An 18,571-nucleotide genomic window follows, 5' to 3' on the forward strand; every position below is an offset into this window, starting at 1 on the left:
CCCCGTCTCCTTCGCGGATGAAGGCGAGCATGTCTCCCTCGGCGTCGAGAAAACGGATCGAACCACCGACCAGTGCCGGGTGCTGTCTGCGCAAGGCAAGCGTGGAGCGGTAGACCGACAGCACCGATTGCTCCTCGCCGTTCTGCGCATCCGCCGCACGGGCGCGATGGCTTGCCGGCACAGGCAGCCATGGTTTTGTGGTGGAAAAGCCCGCATTGTCGGCCCCGACCTCCCAGGCCATCGGCGTGCGGCAGCCGTCCCTGCCCTTCACGCCCGGCCAGAAACGGATGCCGACGGGATCGCGCAAATCTTCATAGGCAAGCTCCGCTTCCTCAAGGCCGAGTTCTTCGCCCTGATAGAGGCAGATCGAGCCGCGCAGGCAGGCGAGCAGCATGATCGAGAATTTGGCCACCAGATCGGGATCGCCATCCGGCCGCGTCCAGCGGCTGACATGGCGCACGACGTCATGGTTGGAGAAGGCCCAGCAGACCCAGCCGTCGGCAACCGCATTCTCAAACGCCTCGACGCAACCACGCACATGCGCCGCCGAAAATTGCGAGCCGAGCAAATCGAACGTGTAGCTCATCTGAAGCTTGTCGCCGCCGGAGGTGTAGGCTGCGAGCGTCTGCAGCGAGCGGCCTTCATCGCCGATCTCGCCGACGGCGGCGCGGTCGCCAAATTCGTCGAGCAACGCGCGGAAACGCCTGAGGAACGCCAGGTTCTCCGGCTGCGTCTTGTCGAACAGATGCTCCTGATAGAGGTAGGTGTTGGTTTCCGTGTTGGTGCCGGCAACGCTCGAAGCCAAGGGCGGATTGCTGCGCAGCCAGCGGTCGTGGACATAGTAATTGACCGTGTCGAGCCGGAAGCCGTCGACACCGCGCTCCAGCCAGAACCGCACCGTGTCCAGCAACGCGTCCTGGACTTCCGGATTGTGGAAATTGAGATCCGGCTGCGAGGCGAGGAAATTGTGCATGTAATATTGGCGACGGGTCGCGTCCCACTCCCAGGATGGCCCCCCGAAGACCGACAGCCAATTGTTGGGCGCGCCGCCGTCGGGCCTGGCGTCGGCCCAGACGTACCAGTCGGCCTTGGCGGTGTCGCGGCTGGCGCGACTTTCGATGAACCATTCATGCTTGTCGGATGAATGCGACAGCACCTGGTCGATGATGATTTTCAGGCCGAGCCGATGCGCTTCGGCGACCAGCGCGTCGAAATCCGCCAACGTGCCGAACATCGGGTCGACGTCGCAGTAGTCCGATACGTCATAGCCCATGTCGGCCATGGGCGACTTGAAGAAGGGCGACAGCCAGACAGCGTCGACGCCGAGGGAGGCGATATGGGCGAGCCTTGCCGTAATACCTTTGAGATCGCCGCTGCCATCGCCGGTCGTGTCCTGGAAAGAGCGCGGATAGATCTGATAGATGACGCAGCCTCGCCACCACTCGGCTCCCTGCCTGGCATTGTCGTCGGCCATTACGAACCCTTCCCGGCGCCACCGTTTCCGGTCCGGCCCTCGATCATGAAATTGACGCTGCGGCCCGGCAGCGGGCGCAGGAGGTCGATCGCCTGTGTCTCGATTGCCGGGCGCCACTGGAAGCCATCGCGCGCCGGCAAGGTGAAGACGCATTGGCGGCGGTCACCATTGATCATGACGGCAAGCCTGCCATCCTCGCCGCCAAGCAGCATGACAAGGCGATGCCGGCTGGAGTCGTTCCAGTCGGTCTCTGCGAGCGGCTCACCCGTCTCGGTCAGCCAGGCGACGTCGGGAACGCCTGAAGCCTCGACCGGTTCTCCGGCCAGGAAACGTGTGTCCGACAGTGCCGGCACCGCCTGGCGAAGCGCTGCAAGCGCCGATGCGTAACGCTCCAGCGCCTGATCGCGGCCTGTCCAGTCAAGCCAGGTAATGGCGTTGTCCTGCGCATAGGCGTTGTTGTTGCCTTGCTGCGTTCTGCCGAATTCGTCGCCTGCCGTCAGCATGATGGTGCCGCGCGAGGCGAACAGCGTGGCGAGCAGTGCGCGTTGGTCGTCGAAGCGCGCCTTGATGATCGCTGCCTCGTTCGTGTCTCCCTCGACGCCATTGTTCCAGGACAGGTTGTCGTTATGGCCGTCGCGGTTCTGCTCGCCATTGTCGGCGTTGTGTTTGCGCTCGTAGGCGACGATGTCGGCCAGCGTCATGCCGTCATGGGCGGCGATGAAGTTCACGCTGCGGCTTGCCGGCTCCCCTGCCCTGTTGAACACGTCGGACGAACCGGCAAGGCGCGTGGCGAGAGTGCCGACCATGCCGGCATCGCCGCGCCAGAAGCGTCTGACATCGTCGCGGTAGCGATCGTTCCACTCGAGGAACGGTGGCCGAAAATTGCCCAGTTGATATCCGTTTGCCCCGATATCCCAAGGCTCGGCGATCAGCACGCGGTCGCAAAGTACCGGATCATCGGCAATGGCCCGGAGCAGTGGTGCTTCCGGATCGAACAGACCATCGACCCGGCCCAGCACCGGAGCCAGATCGAACCGGAAGCCGTCGACGCCAGCCCGGCGCACGAAATGACGGAGCGTGTCGAGCACCATTTCGCGCACCACCGGATGGTCGCAAGCGATGGTGTTGCCGGTGCCGGTGTCATTGACCAGCCCGCCATCCGGCCGATGCCGATAGTAGGCCTGGTTGTCGAGGCCGCGCAGCGAGAGCGTTGGCCCCAGCCTGTCGCTTTCGCCGGTATGGTTGAAGACGAGGTCGAGAATGGTGCCGATGCCAACCCGGCGCAGCGCTGCGACCGTGTCCTGTAATTCCGTCAGGCCGCCGGGTGCGAGGCGAGGGTCGAGCGCCATGAAGGTGACGGGATTGTAGCCCCAGGCGTTGCTCAAGCCCAGCGGCGGCAGATGCCGCTCGTCGATCGACGCCGTCACCGGCATCAATTCGACGGCGGAGACGCCGAGCCTTTGCAGATGCTCGATGATGGCCGGATGGGCAAGTGCGGCGATCGTACCACGCTGTTCTTGCGGCACATCCGGGTGGAGCTTGGTGAAGGCGCGGACATTCAGTTCGTAGATCAGGCCGCCCGGACGAAACAGCGGCGGCAGGATCGGTGGGGCCGCGGGCAAGGCCTTGGCCACGGTCTTGGGCATCAGCGACGCGGTGTCGGCACCCTCATTGCGCCGCGCGGCGAGCCGCCAGTGATAGGCATAGGGCCGGTCGATTTCGGCGGCATAAGGATCGGTCAGCAGCTTGTCGGGGTCGAACCACAGCCCACGCTCGGGTGCATAGTCGCCATCGGCACGAAAGCCGTAGCGGGTGCCGGCGGCGAGACCCGCGACGAACAGGGCGTAAAAACCCTCGCCTTCGGGCTGGAGTTCAAGCCGCTCGATTTCGTGGTCGCCGGTTTCATCGAAGATCGACACCCAGAGCCGCCGCGCCGACGACGACCAGGCGGCGAAGCGGATGCCTTCGCTGGTGATGGCGGCGCCGAGATTGTTCACGTGAGCGCCTTCCCTTCTCCCCTTGTGGGAGAAGGTGGATCGGCGCGCACCGCCGAGACGGATGAGGGGTGTTGGAAGGAATGAGGCATCGGTGTCCCGGGCGCCGGTTTGCGCCAAGCTGGAGCACCCCTCATCCGTCGCCTTCGGCGACACCTTCTCCCACAAGGGGAGAAGGGGGAGTCGCGCCTCCCCACCCTCAAGTAATCACGCTCGGTTTGTCGCGGCCGGTGTGGCTCTTGATCCCGGCAATGTCGTCGGCGGCGGCGATGAGATCGGCGAGCGCCTCCTGCGTGTCGAGATCGTGCCTCGACTTGTCCGGCTCGTAGCGCTCGATGTAGACGCGGAGGGTCGCGCCCGAGGTGCCGGTGCCGGAGAGGCGGAAGACGACGCGTGAGCCGCCTTCGAACAGCACCCTTATGCCCTGGTGCTCGCTGGTCGAGCCGTCGACCGGGTCGTGATAGGCAAAATCGTCGGCATTGGCGATCTTCAAGCCGCGCACGCTGGTGCCGGGCAGCGAGCCGAGCTTGGCCCTGAGTTCGTCGACCAGCGCATTGGCGCGGTCGCTCTCCACCTCTTCATAGTCATGCCGCGAATAGTAATTGCGCCCATAGGCCGCCCAGTGCTCGGTGACGATCTGCTGGCAGCTTTCGCCGCGCGCGGCGAGGATGTTGAGCCACAGGAGCACCGCCCACAGACCGTCCTTTTCGCGGACATGGTTGGAGCCGGTGCCGGCACTTTCCTCACCGCAGATCGTCGCCATGCCGGCGTCGAGCAGATTGCCGAAGAACTTCCAGCCGGTCGGCGTCTCGTAAATGCCGATGCCGAGCTTGTGAGCGACGCGGTCGGCGGCACCGCTGGTCGGCATCGAGCGGGCGATGCCCTTCAGCCCGTCCTTGTAGCCGGGCGCCAGGCGGGCATTGGCGGCAAGCATGGCGACCGAATCCGACGGGGTGACGAAAATGCCCTTGCCGATGATCAAATTGCGGTCGCCGTCGCCGTCGGAGGCGGCGCCGAAATCCGGCGCGTCCGGCCCCATCATCTCGTCATAGAGGTGCTTGGCATGGACAAGGTTGGGATCGGGGTGATGGCCGCCGAAATCGGGCAGCGGCTTGAAATTGCGGCAGGTGCCGTTCGGTGCGCCGAGCCGGTGTTCGAGGATTTCCTTGGCGTAGGGTCCGGTCACCGCGTGCATGGCGTCGAAGCGCATGCGAAAGCCCGACTTGAACAGTTTGCGCAACGCGTCGAAATCGAACAGGCTCTCCATCAGTTCGGCATAGTCGGTGACCGGATCGATGATCTCGACGGTCATGCCGCCGGCCTTGACGGTGCCGACCGTATCGATGTCGATTGGATCGATGTCGGCGATCTTGAAGCTCGAAATCGCCTTGGTCCTGGCAAAGATGGCGTCGGTCAGCTTTTCCGGCGCCGGGCCGCCATTGCCGGCATTGTACTTGATGCCAAAATCCTCATGCGGGCCGCCGGGATTATGGCTGGCCGACAGGATGATGCCGCCGAAGGTCTTGTATTTGCGGATGACATGCGAGGCCGCCGGCGTCGACAATATGCCGCCCTGCCCTACCATCACCTTGCCGAAGCCGTTGCCGGCGGCCATGGCAATGGCCTTCTGGATGACCTCGCGGTTGTAGAAGCGGCCATCGCCGCCGATGACCAGGGTCTTGCCGGCAAATCCGTCGAGCGCGTCGAAGATCGACTGGATGAAGTTCTCGGCATAGTGCTCCTGCTGGAACACTGGCACCTTCTTGCGCAGTCCCGACGTGCCGGGCTTCTGGTCGGAATAGGGCTTGGTGGGGACGGTGCGTATCATGCTTCAGGCAACCCTTTTCGAAAGCAGCAGGCGATAGAGTTCGACGTATTTTTCGGCGCTTCGATCCCACGACACATCGGTCTTCATGCCCTGGCGCTGGATGGTCTCGAAGGTTGCGGAACTGGCGTGGGCGTCGGCCAGGCGGCGGATGGCGTGCAGCAGCGCGCCGCCATTGTTGGGGGCAAACTGGAAGCCGGTCGCCACGCCGGCTGCAATCGCCGCTTCGTTGGCGTCGATGATGGTGTCGGCGAGGCCGCCGGTGCGCGCGACGACCGGCACGCAGCCATAGCGCAGGCCGTAAAGCTGCGTCAGCCCGCAAGGTTCGAAGCGCGAAGGGATGACGATGGCGTCGCAGCCGCCCTGCATGATGTGCGACAGCCCCTCGTCATAGCCGACGACCACACCGATGCGGCCACGGTGGCGTGCGGCGGCCGCCAGCAGCGCGCCTTCGAGGCCGGCGTCGCCCGAGCCGAGGATAGCCAGCCTGGCGCCTGTCGCAACGATGCCGTCGATCACCGTCGCCAATATGTCCATGCCCTTCTGCCAGGTCAGCCGGCTGACGACACAGACAATCGGGCTGCCGTCGCGGTCGAGACCGAAACGGTCCTCGACGGCCGCCCTGTTGGGCGCGCGGGCCTTCAACGTTTCGGCCGTATAGGTCGACACCAGATGTCTATCGGTTGCTGGATCCCAGATGGCGGTGTCGATGCCGTTGACGATGCCATGGAGATCGCTTGAACGCATGTTGATGAGACCATCGAGGCCCATGCCGAATTCCGGTGAACGGATCTCCTGCGCATAGGTCGGGCTCACCGTGGTGATTGCCCAGGCCGCCTGCAGACCCGCCTTGAGGAAGCCGACGCCGCCATAATATTCGACGCCGTCAAGCGCCATCGCCGCGGCCGGCAGACCGAGTTCGCCGAAGATGCCGGCGCCGAACTGACCCTGGAAGGCGAGATTGTGGACGGTCATCATTGATGGCGTGCCAACCGCCTTGCCGTAACGCATATAAGCCAGCGTCATCGCCGACTGCCAGTCATGGGCATGCACGATGTCAGGCAGGTAGCCCGAAATGGCGCCGCCGGCGATATCGGCGCCGGCCTGGCTCAGCGCCGCGAAGCGCCGCCAATTGTCCGGCCAATCCGCGCCCGAGGCGTTGCCATAGGGGCCGCCGGGGCGGTCGAACAGATGCGGCGCGTCGAGCACGAACAAATCGAGCCCGGCGACCTCGACGGCATGGATCGCGGCCTTGCCGCCTTGCAACAAGGGGTATTGGTAGACGGCCTTCTTTTTCTTGAAGGCGCCCATCACCACCGGAAAACCCGGAATGAGCGTGCGCATGGTCACGCCCTTGGCCGCGAGCGCGATCGGCAGCGCCCCGGTTACGTCGGCAAGCCCGCCGGTCTTGATCAGCGGGAAGATTTCGGGCGTGACCGACAGAACATGCATGCGCCTACAATCCGATCCGGCCTAAAGCTTCAGCTTGTCGATCATGTCCTGGGTGACCAGGCAGATGCCCTTTTCCGAAACCCGAAAACGCTTGGCGTCGAGCGCGGGATCCTCGCCGACCACCAGCCCTTCCGGTATCCTTACACCGTGGTCGATCACGACGCGCTTCAACTTTGCGTTCCGGCCGACATGAACGTCGGGCAGCATGACGACTTCTTCGAGTGCCGAATAGGAATTGATGCGCGCGCCGGTGAAGATCAGGCTCTTCTTCAGCGAAGCGCCCGAGACGATGCAATCGCCCGACACCAGTGACGACACGGCAGAACCGCGCCTGCCATCCTCGTCGTGGACGAATTTTGCCGGCGGCTTCAGCTCGGCATAAGTCCAGATCGGCCAGTCGCGGTCGTAGAGGTCGAGTTCCGGCGTCACGTCGGTCAAGTCGATGTTGGCTTCCCAATAGGCATCGACCGTGCCGACATCGCGCCAGTAGGCCTCGTTCTCGGCGGTCGAACGCACGCAGGACTTGGTGAAGCGGTGCGCGATCGCCTTACCGTGCGTGACGATATAGGGGATGATGTCCTTGCCGAAGTCGCGGCTGGAGCCCGGCTCGGCGGCATCGCGGCGCAGCTGTTCCATCAGGAACTTGGTCTTGAAGACGTAGATGCCCATCGAGGCCAAGGCGAATTCCGGGTTACCCGGAATGCCGGGCGGATCAACGGGCTTTTCGACGAAGGCGATGATGTTGTCCTTGGCATCGACATGCATGACGCCGAAGCCTGTCGCTTCCATGCGCGGCACTTCGAGGCAGCCGACCGTGACATCGGCGCCGGCATCGACATGCTGGCGCAGCATCAGCTCGTAATCCATCTTGTAGATGTGGTCGCCGGCCAGGATCACCATGTATTCCGGGCCATAAGCCTCGATGATGTCGATGTTCTGGTAGACGGCGTCAGCCGTGCCTTCATACCATTGCGTTTCCGACACGCGCTGGCTCGCCGGCAGGATGTCGAAGCTCTCGTTTCGTTCGGGCCGCAGGAAGTTCCAGCCGCGTTGCAGGTGGCGGATCAGCGAATGCGCCTTGTACTGGGTGGCGACGCCGAGGCGGCGGATGCCAGAGTTCAGTGCATTGGAGAGCGCGAAATCGATGATGCGCGTCTTGCCGCCGAAATAGACCGCCGGCTTGGCGCGCCGATCGGTCAGCTCCTTGAGGCGGCTGCCGCGTCCGCCGGCCAGCACATAGGCCATGGCGTCGCGGGCCAGCGGCTGGGTTCTTTTCAAGTCTGCCATTTATACCCTCCCAAGTTACTCGTCTTTATGCGTTGACCAGCCTTAACGAGTTCAGTCGTCGGCGAGTTCAAGCATGATCGTCGACAGCGGCGGCAGAAGCATCGTTGCCGAGATGCTCTTGCCCTCCGCCCTCGCCTCGACCACGCCGCCATTGCCCATGCCGGAGCCGCCATATTCGGAAGCATCGGTGTTGATGATCTCGCGCCACTTGCCGGCCTTCGGCAGAGGTACACGATAATTGTCGCGCGGCACCGGCGTGAAATTGGAGATGACGGCGACCGGATTGCCGCCAGGAGCGTTGCGCACCCAGGCGAAAACCGAATTCTGGCTGTCGTCGACGATCAGCCAGGAAAACCCTTCGGGCTCGCAGTCGCGGCCATGCAGGGCCGGACGTGAACGGTAGAGATAGTTGAGATCGCGCACCGTCTGCCAGACGCCGCGATGCGGCCGGAAATCGAGCAGGTTCCAATCAAGCGCGCGCGCCTCGCTCCATTCGCGGCGCTGCGCGAATTCCTGGCCCATGAACAGCAGCTTCTTGCCGGGATAACCCCACATGAAGCCGTAATAGGCACGCAAGGTCGCGAATTTCTGCCAGTCGTCACCGGCCATCTTGCCCAGCAGCGTGCCTTTGCCGTGCACGACCTCGTCATGCGAGAGCGGCAGCACGAAATTCTCCGAGAAGGCGTAGGTCAGACCGAAGGTCAGCTCGTTGTGATGGTGCTTGCGGAAAATCGGCTCCTTGGAAAAATACTCCAGCGTGTCGTGCATGAAGCCCATGTTCCACTTGAAGCCGAAGCCCAGCCCGCCTTCATGAACGGGCGCCGAGACCTTTGGCCATGAAGTCGATTCCTCGGCGATAGTCATGACACCGGGATGGTGCCCGTAGAGCTCCTTGTTCATCTTCTGCAGGAAGCTGACCGCCTCGAGGTTTTCGCGCCCACCCTTTTCGTTGGGAATCCATTCGCCCTGCTTGCGCGAATAGTCGAGGTAGAGCATCGAGGCCACCGCGTCGACGCGAAGACCGTCGACATGGTATTTTTCGGCCCAGAACAAGGCGTTGTTGACGAGGAACGACACCACCTCGCGGCGGCCGAAATTGTAGATCGCGGTGTTCCAGTCCGGGTGGAAGCCCTTGCGCGGGTCGGCATGCTCGTAGAGCGCGGTGCCGTCGAAATGGACCAGACCGTGCTCGTCGACAGGAAAATGCGCCGGCACCCAGTCTAGGATTACGCCGATGCCGGCACGATGGGCGCCATCGACAAAGCGAGCAAAGCCGTCCGGATCGCCGAAGCGGGCCGATGGCGCGTAGAGGCCGGTGGTCTGATAACCCCAGGACGGGTCATAGGGATGCTCGGAGATCGGCAGGAATTCGATGTGGGTGAACCCGGCCTCGACCACATAAGGGATCAGCCGGTCGGCCAGCTCATCCCAGGACAGGAAGGTGCCGTCGTCGCGAAGCTGCCAGGAACCGGCATGGACTTCGTAGATCGAGATGGCTTCGCGCCGGGGGTCGGCGTTGCGCCAGAAATTGCGATGCGCCTCGTCGCCCCATGGATGCGCCGGGGGCACCGCGGTCACCGAGGCCGTTGCCGGGCGCAGCTCCGACTTGAAGGCGAATGGATCGGCTTTCAGCGGCAATCTCACGCCGTCGGGACCTATGATTTCATATTTATAGGGCCGGCCGGCGCCGATATCGGGAATGAACAGCTCCCAGATGCCGGTGTCGCGACGGTCGCGCATCGTATGCCGGCGCCCGTCCCAGTCATTGAAATCGCCGACCACCGAGACGCGCCTGGCATTTGGGGCCCATACCGCGAAATGCACGCCGGTGGCGCCTTCGTGCTCAATGACATGGGCGCCGAGCTTGTCGAACAACCTGAGATGCGAGCCCTCGGCGATATAGTAATCGTCCATCGGTCCGAGCACCGGACCGAACGAATAGGGATCGGTCAGCCACCAGTCGCCGCCGGCATTGCGCGCGTGGTAGCGGAGCGGCTGGCGCTTCCTGATCGACAGCTTGCCCTCGAAGAAACCGGCTTCGTCGCGCCTGGTCAATTCGCCTGCCTCGATGCCGGTCAGCGTGTAGGCGGTGACGGACTGCGCATGCGGAACGAAGCAGCGCGCGAACAGGCTCTTGCCGGCCTCCTGAACACCGAGAACCGCAAAAGGATCACCGTGCGTACCGGCGACAATCGCCTCGACATCGCTGGCTGACGCCAGTCCGTCCGGCCCGCTTGTCGCAGCGGTCGCGCGCGGCTTCCTCATCAGGCGGTCGCCCTCCCCGGGCACCAAATGTTTGTTTTTGCGGCCATCGTTCGTGGCCTCATGCAATCATATCAGACGGGCACGTTCCAGATTTCTTTGGCGTATTGGCGGATCGTGCGATCGGAAGAGAACCAGCCGACGCGCGCGACGTTGCGGATGGCGCGGGCGTACCAGTCCGGGCTGTTGCGCCAGACGGCATCGACGTCGCGCTGGCAGGCGGCATAGGCGTCGAAATCCGCCGCGACCATGAACCAGTCGCTGTCGTAGAGGCCGTTGATCAGATCGCGGTAGCGATTGGGATCATCGGGGGAGAAGACGCCCGAAGAACCGGCCGCGCGCGCCTGCGCCAGTTCGGGGGACGCCTCGATGACGCCGCGGGGATTGTAGCCATTGTTGCGCCGCTCGGCGACTTCTTCGGTGGTGAGGCCAAAGATGAAGATGTTGTCGTCGCCGACATGCTCCTTGATCTCGACATTGGCGCCGTCGAGCGTGCCGATGGTCAGTGCGCCGTTCAGCGCGAACTTCATGTTGCCGGTTCCCGACGCTTCCATGCCGGCGGTCGAGATCTGCTCCGAGAGATCGGCGGCCGGCATCAGCACCTCGGCCAGGCTGACATTGTAGTTCGGTACGAACACGACCTTGAGCAGGCCGCGCACCGAAGGGTCACTGTTGATCACCCTGGCGACGTCGTTGGCCAGTTTGATGATCAGCTTGGCGTTGTGGTAGCTGGGCGCGGCCTTGCCGCCGAAGAATTTCACGCGTGGCATCCAGTCGCGCTCGGGATGCGAGCGGATCTGGTCATAGAGCGCGATCGCTTCGAGGATGTTGAGGAGCTGACGCTTGTATTCGTGGATACGCTTGACCTGAATGTCGAAGAGCGCCGAAGGGTCGAGCTTGATGCCGAGGCGGTCGGCGACCAAGTTGGCTAGCCTCACCTTGTTCTGGCGCTTCACGGCGGCGAATTTTTCGCGGAAGGCGGTGTCGTCGGCGAGCGGATCGAGCCCCTTGATCGCCTCGATGTCATCCATGAAGCGATCGCCGATCGCCTCGCGGGCGAGCGCGGTAAGGCCCGGATTGCACTGGATGAGCCAGCGCCGCGGCGTGATGCCATTGGTCTTGTTGTTGATGCGGTCGGGATAGAGCCGGTGCAGGTCGGCGAACACCGTCTCCTTCATCAGTTCGGTATGCAGCGCCGACACGCCGTTGATCGAATGCGAACCGACAAAGGCCAGATTGCCCATGCGCACCCGGCGGTCGCCATTCTCCTGGATCAGCGAGATACGGCTGATCTGCTCATCGGAGAATTGATCAGTGGCGCGCGCCTCCAGCAGCACCTGCGCGTTGATGGCGTAGACGATCTGCATATGACGCGGCAAAAGCCGCTCGAACAGCGGCACCGGCCAGCTTTCCAGCGCCTCGGGCAGCAGCGTGTGGTTGGTGTAGCCGAAGGTACGCTTGGTGATATCCCAGGCGAGATCGAAATCCATGCCGTGGACGTCCATCAGAAGCCGCATCAACTCCGGCACGGCGATTGCCGGATGGGTGTCGTTGAGGTGGATCGCCGCCTTGTCGGGAAGCGACTTCAGGTCGCCATATTGGCTCAGATGCCGCTGGACGATGTCCTGCAGCGAGGCGGTGGAGAAGAAATATTCCTGCCTGAGCCTGAGTTCCTGTCCGGCCATGTGGGAATCGGCGGGATAGAGCACGCGCGACAGCGCATCGGCCTTGTTGCTTTCGGCCAGCGCCCCGATGTGGTCGCCGGCGTTGAACTTGTCGAGTAGGATCGGATCGATCGGCATGCCTGACCAAAGGCGCAACGTGTTGACGCGCTTGGCGCGCCAGCCGGCCACGGGCGTGTCATAGGCAACCGCCAGAACATGCTCCCTCGGTTTCCAGACATGGCGTTCGAGCCGGCCGTCCCTGGAGGTGATCGATTCGACCGAACCGCCGAAGCCGACTTCGAAGGAGCGCTCGCGCCGCTCGAACTCCCAGGGGTTGCCGTGGTCCAGCCAGGTCTCGGGCAGTTCGACCTGCCAACCGTCATGGATTTCCTGGCGGAACATGCCGTTGGCATAGCGGATGCCGTAGCCATGCGCGGGAATGTCGACGGTCGCCATGCTTTCCATGAAGCACGCGGCGAGCCGGCCAAGGCCGCCATTGCCAAGGGCAGCGTCCGGCTCGAGCGCGGCGATCAGGTCGAGATCGACGCCGAGCGAGGACAGCGCCTCACGCATGTTCTCCATCAGGCCGAGATTGGAAAAGGCGTCGCGCATCAGACGTCCGATCAGGAACTCGAGCGACAGGTAATAGACGCGCTTTTCCTGCTGGTCGTAGGCTTCCTTGGTCGCCTGCATCCAGTGGTCGACGACGCGGTCGCGCACGACCTTGATCGAGGCGGTCAGCCAGTCGTACTGGGTCGCGACGGTGGTGTCCTTGCCGACCCGGTATTTGAGCGACATCAAGACTTCTTCGGCGAGCGTCTTGGGATCGGGATTGTCGAGAGCGGGGGCTTCGATCGTCATGGCGGATGTCATATCGCCTCTCGTTCGGTTTGGCCTGATCATACCGGCTTTCACCGTTTCTCCCAGCCCATCCTAGTGCATTGCAGCATGTTTTCAATCGATTTAGAGAACACCCCCGCCTCCTTACCCAGCGGCAATCAGGCAGTTCAGGCCGCCAATGCCGTCTCCGGGGGTGCTTTTGCACCGGTCATGAAGGCAACGGCATCAGACATCGTATATTGCTTGGGGTCGATGACGCACAGGCGACGGCCAAGACGGTGGATGTGGATGCGGTCGGCCACTTCGAAGACGTGCGGCATGTTGTGCGAGATGAGCACGATCGGCAGGCCGCGCTTCTTCACGTCGAGGATCAGTTCGAGCACGCGGCGGCTCTCCTTGACGCCGAGCGCCGCCGTCGGCTCGTCCATGATGACCATCTTCGAGCCGAAGGCGGCGGCGCGGGCCACCGCCACGCCCTGGCGTTGGCCGCCCGACAGCGTCTCCACCGCCTGGCTGATGTTCTGGATGGTCATCAGGCCGAGTTCGGTAAGCTTGTCGCGGGCGCGCTTTTCCATTGCCGGACGGTCCAGCATGCGAAGCCACTGGCCGACGAAGCCGGGTTTGCGGATCTCGCGGCCGAGGAACATGTTGTCGGCGATCGACAGCGCCGGCGACAGCGCGAGGTTCTGGTAGACGGTTTCGATGCCGGCTTCGCGCGCTTCCATCGGCGACTTGAAGGAGACGGGTTTGCCTTCAAGCCGGATTTCGCCCTCGTCCGGCACGGCCGCGCCGGAAATCGCCTTGATGAGCGACGACTTGCCGGCGCCGTTGTCGCCGATGACGGCAAGGATTTCGCCGGGGTATAGGTCGAAATCGGCATTGTCGAGAGCGGTGACGCGGCCATAGCGCTTGACCAGGCCGCGCGCGGTGAGGATGGGTTCCTGGGTCATGCCGAAACCTTTCTGATCCATTGGTCGATGGCGACGGCGCCGATGATCAGCACGCCGGTGAGGAGCACTTTCCATTGCGGATCGGCGCCCAGCATGTTGAGGCCCATCGAGACGACGCCGACGATCATCGCGCCGAACAAGGTGCCGAGGATGGAGCCGCGACCGCCGAAGAGAGAAATACCACCGATCACCGTCGCGGTGATGGCCTGCAGATTGTAGTCGGTGACGGCGGCTGATGGCGAGATCGAGCCGTTGCGGCCGATGGAGACCCAGGCCGCGAAAGCGGCGATCAGCCCGGCAAGGGTGTAGACCGTCACCAGCACCTTCTTGGTCTGGATGCCAGACAGCTTCGCCGCCTCCTGGTCGTCGCCGACGGCGTAGACATGACGGCCCCATGCGGTGTGGTTGAGCACGTACCAAAGGACCATCACGAGCACGACCGTGGCAATGACACCGAGCGTCAGCACCGCCGTGCCGACCTTGAAGCTCAGGGCGAACAGATGCAGCAGCGGCGCTTGAGTGTCGACGTCGGTGTCGCGGATCGTCTCATTGGCCGAATAGATGAAGTTCGTGGCCATGACGATGTTCCAGGTGCCAAGCGTCACGATGAAGGGCGGCAACTTCATATAGGCGACCAGCAGTCCGTTCAGCAGCCCGCAAGCCGCACCGGCGGCAAGCCCGATCGCCACGGCGAGCACGCTCGGCATGCCGTAGCTGACCGCGCAATTGCCCATGATCACGGCAGAAATCACCATGATCACCCCGATCGACAGGTCAATGCCGGCGGTCAGGATGACCAGAGTCTGAGCGGCCCCGAGAATGCCGACGATGGCGATCTGCTGCAGGATCAGCGTCAGCGTGTAGGACGAGAAGAACCGCCCTCCGATCGCGATGCCGAAGATGATGATCGACAGAAGCAGCACGATCAGCGGCACCGCCGCCGGCGTTGAATGCAGAAAATGCTGGATGCGCTTGACGGCTGATTTGTGCTCGTCGAAAGCGGCCACGCTTGTGTCGCTGGCCGAGAGAACCTTCTCGAATTCCTGAGCTTGAGCCATGTTTCCTCCCCGTAGGGCTTCAGCCACGCGCTGACGCCGTCCACGCCTTCCGGTCTGTCGCCGGGATTGTTCGCGTTTACAGTGATGTATCGTCCACCCGATGCGGCCGGGGATCAAGTCCCCCCGGCCGATCGGTTCTGTTACCGGTCAGGCCAGCATCAGCCCCAGCACTTGGCGAGGCCTTCCTTGGTGTCGATGGACTTGACGCCCTTGGCCGGCTTGTCGGTGACGAGGTTGACGCCGGTGTCGAAGAAGTTCTTGCCCTCGGTCGGCTTCGGCTTGGTACCATCCTTGGCGAAAGCGGCGATCGCCTCGATGCCGAGCGCGGCCATCTGCAGCGGATATTGCTGCGAGGTGGCGCCGATGACGCCTTCGGTGACCGACTTCACGCCGGGGCAGCCGCCGTCGACCGAGACGATCAGCACCTGGCTTTCGAGGCCGACGGCCTTGAGCGCCTGGTAGGCACCGACCGCGGCCGGCTCGTTGATGGTGTGAATGACGGTGATGGTGTTGTCCTTCTGCAGAAGGTTTTCCATCGCCTTGCGGCCGCCCTCTTCATTGCCGTTCGTCACATCGTGGCCGACGATACGCGGATCGGTCTCATCGCCGATCTTGTTGGGATCCTTCACGTCGATGCCGTAGCCCATCATGAAGCCCTGATCGCGCAGAACGTCCACGGTCGGCTGCGAGGGGGTCAGGTCGAGGAAGCCGATCTTGGCGTCCTTGGCCTTGTCGCCCAGCGTCGCGGCGGCCCAGGCACCGATCAGCTTGCCGGCCTCCAGATTGTCGGTTGCGAAGGTCGCGTCGGCGGCGTCGATCGGATCGAGCGGCGTGTCGAGCGCAATCACCAGCAGGCCCGCATCGCGCGCCTTCTTCACCGTCGGCACGATGCCCTTGGTGTCGGACGCGGTGATCAAAATGCCCTTGGCGCCGTCGGCGATGCAGCTTTCGATCGCCGCCACCTGGCTCTCGCTGTCACCGTCGATCTTGCCCGCATAGGTCTTGAGATCGACGCCGAGTTCCTTGGCCTTGGCGGTAGCGCCCTCCTTCATCTTGACGAAGAACGGATTGGTGTCGGTCTTGGTGATCAGGCAGGCGCCGACGCCGGCGGCGGATGCGGACGAAGCGAACGCCATCAGACCCAGCGCGGCCGCCGCAAAAACGGTGGACTTCAACAATTTTGTATTGGTCACGATTTTCCTCCCAGTGGAACATTTTCGAATGCCGGCCAACCGGCACCCGCACGGCATCCAGGCGACTTCTCCCAGCGCGGATGCCAGATCAAAAAACACCAGACCAAGGCATCTGTCAATAATTAAATCACTCTTATTTATTATTGACAGCCTTGCGTCCTTCACTCATTCTGACCCAAAAGCATTGCCGGGGAAACGACGGGAGGAACAGGGTGGAGACCGCCACTGCGAGGCATGGTTCGCCCGAAGCGAATGAGAGCCTTATTCACCGCGGCACCAACCAGAGCGGCATGCGCGATCACAATGAGCGCCTGGTGCTTTCGCTGGTGCGTCAGCACGGCAGTCTGGCGAAGTCCGACATCGCCCGCATGACCGGACTTTCGGCGCAGACAGTCTCGGTCATCATGCGCGAACTGGAGGAAGAAAGCCTGCTCGTCCGTCAGGCGCCGTTGCGCGGCAAGATCGGCCAGCCCTCGATCCCCATGGCGCTCAACCCCGAAGGCGCCTTCTTCATCGGCCTCAAGATCGGCCGCCGCAGCGCCGAACTCGTGCTGATCGATTTCCTCGGCAACGTGCGCGCAATGCTGCAGCACTCCTACCGCTACCCTGCCCCACGCGAAACGGTCGAGTTCGTCACGTCAGGCATGAAGACGATGCGCGGCGCGCTGACACCGGCGCAGGACAAACGCATTGCCGGACTCGGCATCGCCATGCCGTTCGAGCTGTGGAACTGGGCCGACACCGCCGGCGCGCCGCGCGAGGTCATGGACGAATGGCGCCATCGCGATATCAGGACCGACATCCAGACGCAGTGCGATTTTCCGGTCTATCTGCAGAACGACGCCACCTCGGCCTGCGGCGCCGAACTGGTCTTCGGCCAGACGGGCGCGGCGCGGGACTTCGTCTATTTCTACATCGGCGCCTTTGCCGGTGGCGGCATTGTGCTCAACGGCCGGCTGTTCGGCGGACCGACCGGCAATGCCGGCGCGCTCGGCTCCATGCCCGTGCCCGGGCCGGGTGGAAAACCGACCCAGCTGATCGACGTGGCCTCGATCGCCATGCTCGAAAAAACACTCAATGCGCGTGGCGTCGAGGCCTCGTATCTGTGGACCTCACCCGAGGATTGGGGGGAGATCGGCGCCGAACTCGACGAGTGGATCGCCAGCGCCTCGCAGGCACTCGCTTACGCCATCGTCGCAGCGTCCTCGGTCATCGATTTCGAGGCCGCGGTGATCGACGGGTGGATGCCGAAGGCCGTGCGCAAGAAGCTGGTCGAGGCGGTCGTGACGGCAATCGGCGCCATCGACGGCGAAGGGCTGAAACTTCCGGCGGTCCGCGAGGGAAGCGTGGGCATCCATGCACGGGCGCTCGGCGGCGCCAGCTTGCCGCTTTCCGAACGCTTCCTGATCGGTTCGACGACGATCGCCAGGAGCGCCTGAATGCTGATCGGGATTCCGGCGCTGCTTGGTCCGGAGCTTCTGGCAACGTTGCGCGCCATGGGGCATGGTGACGAGATTGCCCTGGTCGACGGGAACTATCCGGCGCTGGAGCAGGCAAGACGCCTCATCCGGACCGACGGCCATGCCCTCATTCCCGTACTCGACGCGATACTGACGCTGCTTCCGGTCGACGACGCGGTTCCGGAGGCGCTGTTTCGAGCCTCGGTGAAAGGCGATCCGTCGCTTGCCGACCCTGTCCATCGTGAAATGGAGGCGATCTGCGCCAAACGTGCACCAGGCCGCAAGGTGGTTGCGCTGGCCGGCGCCGACTTCTATGCACGGGTCAAATCGGCGCATGCCATCGTCGCGACGAGCGAGCCGCGGCTTTACGCCAACATCATCATCCGCAAGGGCGTGATCTATCCGCCGGAGACCAGGAAGCCATGATCCTCTGCTGTGGCGAAGCCCTCATCGACATGCTGCCGCGCACCACCACGCAGGGTGAGCCGGCCTTCGCTCCCTATGTCGGCGGCGCTGTTTTCAACACGGCGATCGCACTCGGCCGGCTCGGCGCGCCGGCCGGCTTCTTCTCCGGCCTGTCGTCGGACCTGTTTGGCGGGCAATTCAGGGAGGCGCTCGGAGCGAGCAAGGTCAGTTCGACCTACGCGCACACATCGCCCCGGCCGACGACACTGGCCTTCGTGCGGCTGAACAACGGCCAGGCGACCTACACCTTCTATGACGAGAACACGGCCGGGCGCATGCTGACCATCGAGGACCTGCCGCAACTCGGCGGCGAGATCGAGGCGATGCTGTTCGGCGCCATCAGCCTGATCTCGGAGCCGGCTGGCTCGGCCTATGAGGAATTCATGCGGCGCGAGCACGAGGCCCGCGTGATGATGCTCGATCCCAACATCCGGCCGAACTTCATCCCCGACAAGGCCAAGCACCTCAGGCGCATCCGGGAGATGATGGCGATGGCCGACATCGTCAAACTTTCGGACGAAGACCTCAACTGGTTCGGTGAAGCCGGTTCGCACGAGGATGTCGTGCGCAATTGGCTCGACCGCGGCCCGAAACTGATCGTCGTCACGCATGGCAGCGAAGGCGCCGTTGGCTATAGCAAGCAGCAC

13 protein-coding genes are annotated in these 18,571 nt (G+C 63.5%); 3 read left to right on the top strand and 10 right to left on the bottom strand.

From position 1 onward, the window contains the following. The 10 genes from EOA36_RS06375 to EOA36_RS06420 all read right to left on the bottom strand — a co-directional run. Nucleotides 1-1,474: alpha-amylase family glycosyl hydrolase (locus EOA36_RS06375; protein WP_127276087.1), on the bottom strand; the 1,474-nt coding region annotated here is incomplete at its 3' end. Further along, nucleotides 1,474-3,471: a glycogen debranching protein GlgX gene (gene glgX / locus EOA36_RS06380; RefSeq protein WP_127276088.1), complete on the bottom strand. Its 1,998-nt coding sequence runs from the start codon at nt 3,469-3,471 to the stop codon at nt 1,474-1,476. The genes glgX and EOA36_RS06375, both read right to left, overlap by 1 nt. Nucleotides 3,472-3,667: 196 nt before the next feature. After that, nucleotides 3,668-5,296, bottom strand: coding sequence for an alpha-D-glucose phosphate-specific phosphoglucomutase (locus EOA36_RS06385; RefSeq protein WP_127276089.1), 1,629 nt, complete (start codon nt 5,294-5,296; stop codon nt 3,668-3,670). Between the two features lie 3 nt (nt 5,297-5,299). Next, a complete protein-coding gene (glgA, locus tag EOA36_RS06390) occupies nt 5,300-6,745 on the bottom strand; it encodes a glycogen synthase GlgA (RefSeq protein WP_127276090.1) in 1,446 nt (481 codons plus the stop codon). A gap of 21 nt (nt 6,746-6,766) precedes the next feature. Then, entirely contained in the window at nt 6,767-8,032 is a 1,266-nt protein-coding gene (glgC, locus tag EOA36_RS06395; protein WP_127276091.1) for a glucose-1-phosphate adenylyltransferase, read from the bottom strand. A gap of 51 nt (nt 8,033-8,083) precedes the next feature. After that, the gene (gene glgB, locus EOA36_RS06400; protein ID WP_127276092.1) at nt 8,084-10,297 is read right to left on the bottom strand and encodes a 1,4-alpha-glucan branching protein GlgB; all 2,214 of its coding nucleotides are present in this window, start codon (nt 10,295-10,297) and stop codon (nt 8,084-8,086) included. A gap of 71 nt (nt 10,298-10,368) precedes the next feature. Further along, the gene (locus tag EOA36_RS06405) at nt 10,369-12,831 is read right to left on the bottom strand and encodes a glycogen/starch/alpha-glucan phosphorylase (protein ID WP_127276093.1); all 2,463 of its coding nucleotides are present in this window, start codon (nt 12,829-12,831) and stop codon (nt 10,369-10,371) included. A gap of 134 nt (nt 12,832-12,965) precedes the next feature. Beyond that, a complete protein-coding gene (locus tag EOA36_RS06410) occupies nt 12,966-13,748 on the bottom strand; it encodes an ATP-binding cassette domain-containing protein (RefSeq protein WP_127276094.1) in 783 nt (260 codons plus the stop codon). Continuing rightward, on the bottom strand, nt 13,745-14,806 hold the full coding sequence (locus EOA36_RS06415; protein ID WP_127276095.1) for an ABC transporter permease: 1,062 nt from the start codon (nt 14,804-14,806) through the stop codon (nt 13,745-13,747). The genes EOA36_RS06410 and EOA36_RS06415 overlap by 4 nt, the downstream gene beginning before the upstream one ends. Before the next feature lie 158 nt (nt 14,807-14,964). Beyond that, nucleotides 14,965-15,981, bottom strand: a complete 1,017-nt coding sequence (locus EOA36_RS06420; protein ID WP_167531230.1) for a sugar ABC transporter substrate-binding protein — start codon at nt 15,979-15,981, stop codon at nt 14,965-14,967. Nucleotides 15,982-16,211: 230 nt separating this feature from the next. Here EOA36_RS06420 and EOA36_RS06425 point away from each other — a divergent pair, with 230 nt between their 5' ends. The 3 genes from EOA36_RS06425 to EOA36_RS06435 all read left to right on the top strand — a co-directional run. Next, entirely contained in the window at nt 16,212-17,438 is a 1,227-nt protein-coding gene (locus EOA36_RS06425; RefSeq protein WP_127276097.1) for an ROK family transcriptional regulator, read from the top strand. Continuing rightward, nucleotides 17,439-17,885 carry an RbsD/FucU domain-containing protein gene (locus tag EOA36_RS06430; protein WP_127276098.1) on the top strand — a complete coding sequence of 149 codons (447 nt, stop codon included), beginning with the start codon at nt 17,439-17,441 and terminating at the stop codon, nt 17,883-17,885. Continuing rightward, nucleotides 17,882-18,571: carbohydrate kinase (locus EOA36_RS06435; protein ID WP_145969115.1), on the top strand; the 690-nt coding region annotated here is incomplete at its 3' end. The genes EOA36_RS06430 and EOA36_RS06435, both read left to right, overlap by 4 nt.

This window comes from Mesorhizobium sp. M8A.F.Ca.ET.021.01.1.1, assembly GCF_003998025.1.
In the GTDB taxonomy this organism is placed as follows: Bacteria; Pseudomonadota; Alphaproteobacteria; order Rhizobiales; family Rhizobiaceae; genus Mesorhizobium.

Bases quoted from the DNA above. Each gene is read 5' to 3' on its own strand.
- EOA36_RS06410 (WP_127276094.1), bottom strand. From the start codon at position 13,748: ATGACCCAGGAACCCATCCTCACCGCGCGCGGCCTGGTCAAGCGCTAT.
- glgB (WP_127276092.1), bottom strand. From the start codon at position 10,297: ATGAGGAAGCCGCGCGCGACCGCTGCGACAAGCGGGCCGGACGGACTG.
- EOA36_RS06385 (WP_127276089.1), bottom strand. From the start codon at position 5,296: ATGATACGCACCGTCCCCACCAAGCCCTATTCCGACCAGAAGCCCGGC.
- EOA36_RS06405 (WP_127276093.1), bottom strand. From the start codon at position 12,831: ATGACATCCGCCATGACGATCGAAGCCCCCGCTCTCGACAATCCCGAT.
- glgA (WP_127276090.1), bottom strand. From the start codon at position 6,745: ATGCATGTTCTGTCGGTCACGCCCGAAATCTTCCCGCTGATCAAGACC.
- EOA36_RS06430 (WP_127276098.1), top strand. From the start codon at position 17,439: ATGCTGATCGGGATTCCGGCGCTGCTTGGTCCGGAGCTTCTGGCAACG.
- EOA36_RS06415 (WP_127276095.1), bottom strand. From the start codon at position 14,806: ATGGCTCAAGCTCAGGAATTCGAGAAGGTTCTCTCGGCCAGCGACACA.
- glgC (WP_127276091.1), bottom strand. From the start codon at position 8,032: ATGGCAGACTTGAAAAGAACCCAGCCGCTGGCCCGCGACGCCATGGCC.